This is a genomic window from Bradyrhizobium sp. (genome assembly GCF_036009065.1).
GTDB lineage: Bacteria > Pseudomonadota > Alphaproteobacteria > Rhizobiales > Xanthobacteraceae > Bradyrhizobium.
In genome coordinates this window covers 1-8,651 of record NZ_DASYMN010000062.1, presented here as the reverse complement: position 1 = coordinate 8,651, position 8,651 = coordinate 1, and the positions used below count along the sequence as shown (strand labels likewise).

The 8,651-nt window shown below is 64.3% G+C and carries 9 protein-coding genes and 1 pseudogene; 4 read left to right on the top strand and 6 right to left on the bottom strand.

The genetic code is table 11. The features are described 5' to 3' along the window. A partial coding sequence (locus VGP39_RS04040) for a glycogen/starch/alpha-glucan phosphorylase (protein ID WP_327566813.1) occupies window positions 1-2,100 on the bottom strand: 2,100 nt, incomplete at its 3' end. A 202-nt stretch (window positions 2,101-2,302) separates the two neighbouring features. Between VGP39_RS04040 and VGP39_RS04035 the strand changes: the two genes are divergently transcribed. Next, window positions 2,303-2,533, top strand: a complete 231-nt coding sequence (locus VGP39_RS04035) for a hypothetical protein (RefSeq protein WP_327566812.1) — start codon at window positions 2,303-2,305, stop codon at window positions 2,531-2,533. 154 nt (window positions 2,534-2,687) lie between these two features. After that, on the top strand, window positions 2,688-3,119 hold the full coding sequence (locus VGP39_RS04030; RefSeq protein WP_327566811.1) for a hypothetical protein: 432 nt from the start codon (window positions 2,688-2,690) through the stop codon (window positions 3,117-3,119). Window positions 3,120-3,225: 106 nt separating this feature from the next. Here VGP39_RS04030 and VGP39_RS04025 read toward each other — a convergent pair whose 3' ends face one another. Together VGP39_RS04025 and pyrE are read right to left on the bottom strand one after the other, a co-directional pair. Further along, window positions 3,226-3,987, bottom strand: a complete 762-nt coding sequence (locus VGP39_RS04025; protein ID WP_327566814.1) for a DUF2865 domain-containing protein — start codon at window positions 3,985-3,987, stop codon at window positions 3,226-3,228. 260 nt (window positions 3,988-4,247) lie between these two features. Further along, entirely contained in the window at window positions 4,248-4,811 is a 564-nt protein-coding gene (gene pyrE, locus VGP39_RS04020; protein WP_327566810.1) for an orotate phosphoribosyltransferase, read from the bottom strand. A 165-nt stretch (window positions 4,812-4,976) separates the two neighbouring features. Between pyrE and VGP39_RS04015 the strand changes: the two genes are divergently transcribed. After that, window positions 4,977-5,600, top strand: coding sequence for a glutathione S-transferase family protein (locus VGP39_RS04015; protein WP_327566809.1), 624 nt, complete (start codon window positions 4,977-4,979; stop codon window positions 5,598-5,600). Window positions 5,601-5,776: 176 nt separating this feature from the next. Further along, complete coding sequence (locus VGP39_RS04010; protein WP_327566808.1) at window positions 5,777-7,135, top strand: AmpG family muropeptide MFS transporter; 1,359 nt, start codon at window positions 5,777-5,779, stop codon at window positions 7,133-7,135. Window positions 7,136-7,293: 158 nt separating this feature from the next. Here VGP39_RS04010 and VGP39_RS04005 read toward each other — a convergent pair whose 3' ends face one another. The 3 genes and pseudogenes from VGP39_RS04005 to VGP39_RS03995 form a co-directional block, all read right to left on the bottom strand. Further along, complete coding sequence (locus tag VGP39_RS04005; RefSeq protein WP_327566807.1) at window positions 7,294-7,722, bottom strand: hypothetical protein; 429 nt, start codon at window positions 7,720-7,722, stop codon at window positions 7,294-7,296. Between the two features lie 244 nt (window positions 7,723-7,966). After that, window positions 7,967-8,572 (bottom strand): recombination mediator RecR, encoded by a 606-nt coding sequence (recR, locus tag VGP39_RS04000; protein ID WP_327566806.1) that lies wholly within the window; start codon window positions 8,570-8,572, stop codon window positions 7,967-7,969. A 5-nt stretch (window positions 8,573-8,577) separates the two neighbouring features. Continuing rightward, window positions 8,578-8,651 (bottom strand): annotated as a pseudogene (locus tag VGP39_RS03995) (YbaB/EbfC family nucleoid-associated protein); the annotation flags it as partial.

The window sequence follows — 8,651 nt, the reverse complement described above, 5'->3', positions numbered from 1 at the left end:
CGCGCCGACATGATCGCGGATTTCGAGATTGGCGCCGTCCAGCGTGCCGATGGTCAGCGCGCCGTTGAGCGCGAGCTTCATGTTGCCGGTGCCGGAGGCTTCCATGCCGGCGGTCGAAATCTGCTCGGACAGATCGGCGGCGGGAATGATGACTTCCGCGAGGCTGACATTGTAGTCGGCGAGGAAGGCGAGTTTGAGCTTGCCGCCGATCGCGGGATCGTTGTTGATCACTTCGGCGACGTCATTGATCAGCTTGATGACCAGTTTCGCGTAGCGATAGCTCGCCGCCGCCTTGCCGGCGAAAATTTTTACCCGCGGCACCCAGTCGCGCTGCGGATCGTCCTTGATGGCGTGATACAGCGCCACCGTCTCGAGCAAATTGAGCAATTGCCGCTTGTATTCATGGATGCGCTTGATCTGGACGTCGAACAGCGCGCCGGGATCGATCTGGACGCCGAGCCGCTCGCCGATCAGCCGCGCCAGCGCGATCTTGTTGCGATGCTTGACGGCGCGGAACTGCTGCTGGATCGCGTTGTCGCCGGCCAGCGGCTCCAGATGCGACAGCAGCGACGGATCGTCGAGCACTGCCTCGCCGCAGACTTCGCGCAGCACACCGGTCAATCCGGGATTGGCCAGCATCAGCCAGCGCCGGAAGGTGATGCCGTTGGTCTTGTTGGTGATGCGGCCGGGGTAGAGATGATTGAGATCGTGGAATACCGTCTCCTTCATCAGGTCGGAATGCATCGCCGAGACGCCGTTGATGCGGTGCGAGCCGACGAACGCCAGTTGCCCCATCCGCACCCGCCGTCCGGATCTTTCGTCGATCAGCGATACCGAGGCGCGGAACTCTACGTCGCCGGGGCAGCGCGCGTCGGCCAGCTGCAGATGCGCGTCATTGATGCGGTAGATGATCTCGAGATGGCGCGGCAGCAGGCGCTCGAACAATTCCAGCGGCCAGGTCTCCAGCGCTTCCGGCAGCAGCGTGTGATTGGTGTAGGACAGCGTCGCCACGGTGACCTGCCAGGCGTCATCCCAGCCGAAGTTGTGCTGATCGATCAGGATGCGCATCAACTCGGTGACGGCGAGGCTTGGATGGGTATCGTTGAGCTGCACCGCGGCTTTCAGCGCGAATCCGCGCAATTGCCCCTCCGAGGCAAGATGCCGTTTGATCATGTCCTGCAGCGAGGCCGAGACGAAGAAATATTCCTGGCGCAGCCGCAATTCGCGCCCCGCCGCGCTCTCGTCGTTCGGGTAGAGGAATTTGCAGATCGACTCGGCGCGCGCCTGCTCGGCGCTGGCGCCGAGATAGTCGCCGGTGTTGAACACGTCGAGTTTCAGCGGGTCCGGCGCGCGCGCCGACCACAGCCGCAGCGCATTGACGTGCGCGCCGCGCCAGCCGACGATCGGGGTGTCGTAGGCGATCGCCTGTACCGTTTCCGCCGGCTTCCAGTTGGCGCGCACGCGGCCCTTTGCATCGCTCTCGGGGTCGACCCTGCCGCCGAAATGCACGTGGTAGACCACTTCCGGCCGCTGGAATTCCCAGGGGTTGCCGAGGCCCAGCCATTCGTCCGGATATTCCTGCTGCCAGCCCTGCGAAATGATCTGGCGGAACAGCCCGAAATCGTAGCGGATGCCGTAGCCGATGGCGGGGATCGCCAGGGTCGCCATGCTGTCCATGAAGCAGGCCGCCAGCCGCCCGAGGCCGCCATTGCCGAGCGCCGCGTCCGGCTCGCATTTGCGCAATTCGGAAAGGCCGACGCCGAGGTCGCCGAGCGCCGCATCGAACACCGGCAGCAGCCCCATATTGTTCAGCGCGTCGGTGAACAGCCGGCCGATCAGAAACTCGAGGCTGAGGTAGTAGACCCGCTTGCTGCCGGCGTCGTAGCTCTGCTTTTCGCTGATCAGCCAGCGGTGCACGATGCGGTCGCGCAGCGCCAGCGCCGCCGCCTTGTACCAGTCATGGCGGGTGGCCATCGCCGCGTCCTTGCCGATCGTAAGCGTCAGCTTGGCGAGGATCGCGCTCTTGATTTCGCCCAGCGCCAGCTCGTCGACCGGGGCGTTGAGCGGAGGGACTTTTGTTGGGTGAGATTGATCTGGCAAACCCGAATCCTGATTAAGCGGCGGGTGGAATCATACGCGGATTATGTAGGGACCGGAACCCGCCGAACGCCGCGCTTGTGCGCTGCAATGCATGGCTTTTATGCAAGGACCGGGCCGCTTCCGGCCGTCTGCAGACCACCGCGATTGCTGCTACGATGACATCCGGAGACGTGGGATCAGGACGACTTTGAAGGAGCGCGCCATGAGACTGACCATCGAAATCGCCGCCGCCGCCCTGCTGATGATCTGCATCAGCGCCACCAGCGCCGCTTTCGCCGCTGGCAAGACAGCCCGCAGCGCCGACGGCCTGAGCTGCTCGTTCAGCGTCGCCAAAAACGCCCCGCCTGCGGCGCGCTGCGCCGCGATCCGCAGGCAGTGCGGTGGAAAGTTTTACGCGAATTATTGCGGCGACAAGATGCTGTCGGCGATGTGAATTCCTCGTCGTCCCAGCGAACGCCAGGCGTTCGCCGGGACGACGTTGAGATCAGAACAAATTAAGAACACTTTAGCAAGCCTTTGATATATAATAGTGATTCGGCACGTTGCCGACACAATATCTATGGTCTGCCCGAGCTCGTGAGGACTACATGTCCACCATCGCCTTCGATTCCTTCGCACTCACCCGCGTCGCCGACTTCGCGCGTTCGCTGTCGCGGCTGCACGCCGTCTCGCGGCGGCGGCCGGTGGATGACGACCAGTTCGACCGCGAATTCAACGCGGTGTGCATGTCGGTGTGGGGCTACACGACAGACGATTTCAGCGACGACCTGTTCTCATCAGCCGACCACGCCTTCCTCGATTCGCTCGACGAGGCGCAGGCGCGGATCTTTGCCGCCGGGCGGGGTTACGACCTCGTCGACGACAACGGCATGCTGACGGACTGGTGGGGTTTTTGCTGGATGATCCTGGCCGAAAAGCGCGGGCTGCTGACGCCGGAAAACCGCGCGGCCGCGCGGGCCGCGATCGAGGACAAGTATCTCGCGGCGCCGAACGTGATCGGCGTCATCGTCGGCCGGTAAGCCAAAGCTTGTCATGGCCGGGATTGACCCGGCCATCCACATCTTGGTGTTGCGAAAAGAAAAGACGTGGATGCCCGGGACAAGCCCGGGCGTGACGAAATAACGGCTACTGCGCTTCCGCGCGTTTCGCTCTGGCTGAATTACTCTTCGGCACAGCCGTCACCGGGAGCACGTCGCGGCTGACATCGGCGAGCGGCGCATCGCTGGCGACCGTCTCTGCAACGACCGGCGCCACTTTCATCCCGCCAAGCCGGGCGCGGACATCCGCGGTCAAGCCGGGATAGGAAGCGACCGGCGTGAAATCCGCAGTCTGGTCGGCGCCCAGCCGGACGCCGGTATAGGCTACGAGACCGCTGGTGGTGGCAATGACATCGCCGGGACGCAGCGAGGCGTCGAGCGTGAGATCCACCGGCGCGAGGCCGGCGGGATCGCGGCCGTTGCAGGTGCAATCGGCGCGCAGCGCCTTGCGATAGGCAAAGGCGTTTTCCGACTCGGTATAGCGCTCGCCGGTGCTGGAGGATGCGCCGTCGATCGAGCTACCGAAGAAGACCTTGGTCGCGCTGGCGGGGCAAAACGCCTGGCACATCTGCGCCGGCGTGGCGGCGCCGCGCGCCAGTAATGGAAAATACTTGCCGTCGCAGCTGCGCACGCAGAAGGCGGGCCCGGAGCCTGCGGTTGCGACCTGACGCGGCGGCGGCGCGGGCTGCGGGTTGAGGCCGAACGGATCGGCAAAGAAACTGGCTTGCGCGGGCGCGTGGCGTTGCTGCTGCTTTTGCGCACCGCCGAACAGGAAGTCGAACAGGTTTTCGGCGGACGCCGCGCGCGGCCCGAGCGCGACAGGACCTGAGACGACCATGGCAACAAGCATCATGCGGCGCCGCATGCGCTGAACACGCAATTCTTTACGCAACGCGAACTCCACCCCAACGCAACACAGCCGCAGCGAACCGCGCTTCGGCCCGGATTCACCATAAGCGGGGATGGTAAACGAGCGGTGACCGCGTGTTGGATTGCCGAAAAGAAATGCAGGATCGTCATTGCCGGGCTTGACCCGGCAATCCATCCACTTCGAGACTCTTGCGAAGAAGGATGGATACGCGGGTCAAGCCCGCGTATGACGCTTGAGAGTCACCCCTTCAAAAATTCGCTCGCCTTGTACAGCGAGCGGAACACCAGCCCGGCCTGCGCGAAATTTTCAGTCGCGCCTTCTTCGCGGTCGACCATGGTGAACACCAGCACGATCTCACCGCCGGCGTCGCGCACGGCATCGACCGCCTTGATCGCCGAGCCGCCGGTGGTGGTGACGTCCTCGACGATCACGACGCGCTTGCCCTGCAGGGTTTCGCCCTTGGCCAATCCCTCGACCGCGAGGCGGGCGCCGTGCTCTTTCGGCTTCTTGCGCACGAAGAAGGCGGCGATGGGATGGCCCTTCAGCCATGAAAGCTGTGCGATCGAGCCCGCGATCGGCACCGCGCCCATTTCCAGCCCGCCGATATAGTCGAGATTGTCGTCCTTCAGCGCCTCAAAACTCAATTCCGCCAGCAATGCCGCGCCCTCGGGGTCGAGCATGGTCGGCTTCAGATTGAAATAGAAATCGCTTTTGCGGCCCGAGGCGAGGGTGATCTCGCCGCGTCCGAACGATCGCTTGCGGATGATCTCGGCGAGGCGGGCGCGGGAGGCTGATTTGGACAAGGCGGATGTCTCTTGTGGGGCGGGCGCAATCTATCGGGCCGCGCCCGCGCATTCCAGAGGATATCTCGCGCCATCAACAGAGCAGGATGTATCGCGCGAGGACTGTTGTAACGCCGTGACGTTCCGGGTTACTGGATACCCGGCTTTCGCGGGGTATGACCGAACATGATCGAACTGCACACCTGGAACACGCCGAACGGCCGCAAGATCAGCGTCGCGCTGGAGGAGATGGGGTTGACCTACAAGGTCGTTCCCGTCGACATCACCAAGGGCGACCAGATGAAGCCGGATTTCCTCGCCATCAGTCCGAACAACAAGATTCCCGCGATCGTCGATCCCGATGGCCCCGGCGGGCAGCGCGTCAGCGTGTTCGAGTCCGGCGCGATCCTGCTGTATCTCGGCGGGAAGACCGGAAAATTCCTTCCCCAATCGCTGCTTGAGCGCATCCCGGTGCTGGAATGGCTGATGTGGCAGATGGGCGGCTTTGGGCCGATGCCGGGCCAGGTGCATCATTTCATCGCGCTGACCAACGAGCAGGACCGCGCCTATGGCTTGAAGCGGTACTCGGCGGAGACGCGCCGGCTCTACGGCGTGCTGGATCACCGGCTGGCGGATCGCGAGTTCGTCGCCGGTGCGCTGTCGGTCGCCGATTTTGCGATCCTCGGCTGGGCGTGGCGGCACGAGCGCCACAAGGTGGCGTTTTCGGATTTCCCCAATGTCGGACGCTGGTACGACGCGCTGATGGCGCGTCCCGGCGTCAAGCGCGGCATGGACGCGAAGCTGGATTAGCTCTTCACCTCTCCCGAACGGAGAGGTCGACTCGCATCGTCAGATGCGAGGCGGGTGAGGGGTTGCGTTCTATCGATAGTCCGAAAGCCCCTCACCCGGATTACATCTGCGATGCAATCCGACCTCTCCCCTGCGGGGAGAGGTGAAGAAGCCCGCGAATCTGCTAGCACTGCGGCATGACCAGCGCTCCCGACGTCTCCATCACGCCAAAACCCCGCGCTTCCTGGCGCGAGGGCTGGGCGGTGTATCTGCAGCGCCGGGTGCTGATCGTACTGCTGCTCGGTTTCTCATCCGGGCTGCCGCTGGCACTGTCGGGCTCGACGCTGCTGGTGTGGATGCGTGAATCCGGCGTCGATCTCGGCACCATCGGCCTGTTCGCGCTGGTCGGCACGCCCTATACGCTGAAATTCATCTGGGCGCCGCTGGTCGATGCGCTGCACGTGCCGTTCTTCACGCGAAGATTTGGCCGCCGCCGCGGCTGGCTGGTGTTCTCGCAACTGCTGCTGATCGGCGCGATCCTGCTGCTGGCGCTGACCGATCCGGCGCGCTCGCCGCTGTTCGTGGCGCTCGGCGCGCTGTTGGTCGCGGCGATGTCGTCGACCCAGGACATCGTGGTCGATGCGTTTCGCGTGGAAAGCCTGCCCGAGAGCGAGCAGGCCGCCGGCATGGCGTCCTATGTCGCGGCCTACCGGATCGGCATGCTGGTCTCGACCGCCGGCGCGCTGTTCCTGGTCAGCGCATTCGAGGACACAGGAATCCCGCGCTCATCCGCCTGGATGTGGGGCTATGTCGTGATGGCGGCGATGGTGCTGATTGGCACCGTCACCGCGCTGGCGGCGACCGAGCCCGAGCAATCGGCGCGCGCGGAAGCCGCGACCCGCACGGAGGCCGCGTTCACGCGGGTGATGCATGCCGCGGTCGGCGCGTTCTCGGAATTTCTTGCGCGAAGGGATGCGTGGGCGGCGCTGGCCTTCGTGGTGCTGTATAAATTCACCGACGCGTTTTCCGGCACCATGACCGCGCCTTTCGTGATCGATCTCGGTTTTACCCGCAACGACTATGCCGCCATCGTCAAGGGCGTAGGCCTCGCCGCGACGCTGATCGGCGGTTTTGCCGGCGGGTTCGTGGCGCGGCGCTATCCGCTGGCGACCAGCCTGTGGATCGGCGGCGTGCTGCAGGCGGTCGCCAATTTGTCGTTCTCATGGCTGGCCTTTGTCGGCGTCAACCAATGGGCGCTGGCGTTCGCGATCACCGCGGAGAATTTCACCAGCGCGATCGGCACCGTGATCTTCGTCGCGTACCTGTCGGCGCTGTGCCAGAACCCGCTGCACACCGCCACGCAATACGCGCTGCTCACCGCGCTCGCCGCGGTCGGCCGCACCTATCTGTCCTCGGGCGCGGGCTATGTGGCCACGGCGACCGGCTGGCCGCTGTTCTTCGCGATCTGCGTGCTGGTCGCGGTGCCGAGCCTGATCCTGCTGGCCTGGCTGCAGCGCCGCGAGCATTTTGCGGGGCTGGGGACGGTGAGGGTATAATCCTCAGCGTCGTCCCCGCGTCATTCAGCCCTCATCCTGAGGAGCCGCGCGCTTGCGCGGCGTCTCGAAGGATGGCCGCTTGCGCCTGTGGCTTATCCTTCGAGACGCGGCCAAGAGGCCGCTCCTCAGGATGAGGGCGGTGGGTTGGAGCGACGCCCTTAATGCTTGGTCACCACGCTCCATTTCGTGACGATCGCTTCGCTCATCTGCCCGGCATCCTCAGCGCAGGCGACCTCGTCGACCTTCACCGAGATTTCCTTGCCGATAAAACCCTTCAGCTGCGCGGTCTGCGCATCGCTGCTGGTGACGATCTGGAACGTCTCCGGCCCGGTTTCGAGGTTGCAGAGCCCGTTCGGCGGCGGCAGCCGGCGCGGTTCGCTGACCAGCTGATAGGTGTTGACGCGTTTGCCCTTCTTGCCGCCGCGCATTCGCATGGCGTTGAGTTGGCCCGACAGGATATCGCCTGTGTTGATCAGCTTGCCCGCCTTCGCCGGCGGTTCGACCTGTTGAGCCGGCGCTTCAAACGTGGCCGCGAGTACGATGGCCGTTGCCAGCGCAAAACATTTTCCGAAGTCACTTCCAGTCATAAGTCCTCTTCCGTTTCTAGTTCATAGGCGCGGCGACTTCAGATGAAGCGTCCATATTCACCTCTCCCCGCAGGGGAGAGGTCGACGCGCATCGTCAGATGCGCGGCGGGTGAGGGGACGCTCCACGCACGCAGGACTCGCGGCAGGCCCTCACCCGGATTGCATCTGTCGATGCAATCCGACCTCTCCCCGCAGGGGAGAGGTGACTTCGACGTCATAGCCATTTCTCCGAGATCATCCATATCTAGAACAACGTGCGCTGCCGCATCGCGGCCGACAGCGTGCCTTCATCGAGGTAGTCGAGTTCGCCACCGACGGGAACGCCGTGGGCGAGCCGGGTCACCTTCACATTGGCATCCTGCAACAGGTCGGTGATGTAGTGCGCCGTGGTCTGGCCATCGACGGTCGCATTCAGAGCGAGAATGATTTCCGTCACCCGCGGATCGTGCGCGCGGGCCACCAGCGCGTCGATCGTGAGGTCCTGCGGGCCGACGCCATCGAGCGGCGACAGCGTGGCGCCGAGCACGTGATAAAATCCATTTGTGGCATGAGCGCGTTCCAGCGCCCACAAATCGGCGACGTCGGCGACCACCACGATGATCGCCGGATCGCGCCGCAGATCCGTGCACACCGTGCAGGGGTTTTGCGTATCGATATTGCCGCAGGTCCTGCACACCTCGATCTTGTCGATCGCCACCTGCAGCGCGCTCGACAGCGGCGTCATCAGCGCCTCGCGCTTCTTGATCAGGTGCAGCGCCGCGCGACGCGCCGAGCGCGGGCCGAGGCCGGGCAGCCGCGCCAGCAACTGGATCAGGCGTTCGATTTCGGGACCGGCGACGGCAGTGGGCATGTTTGCTAGCCGAGACCCAGCCCCGGCGGCAATTGCAGGCCGCCGGTCAGCGCCTGCATCTTCTCCTGCATCGCGGCTT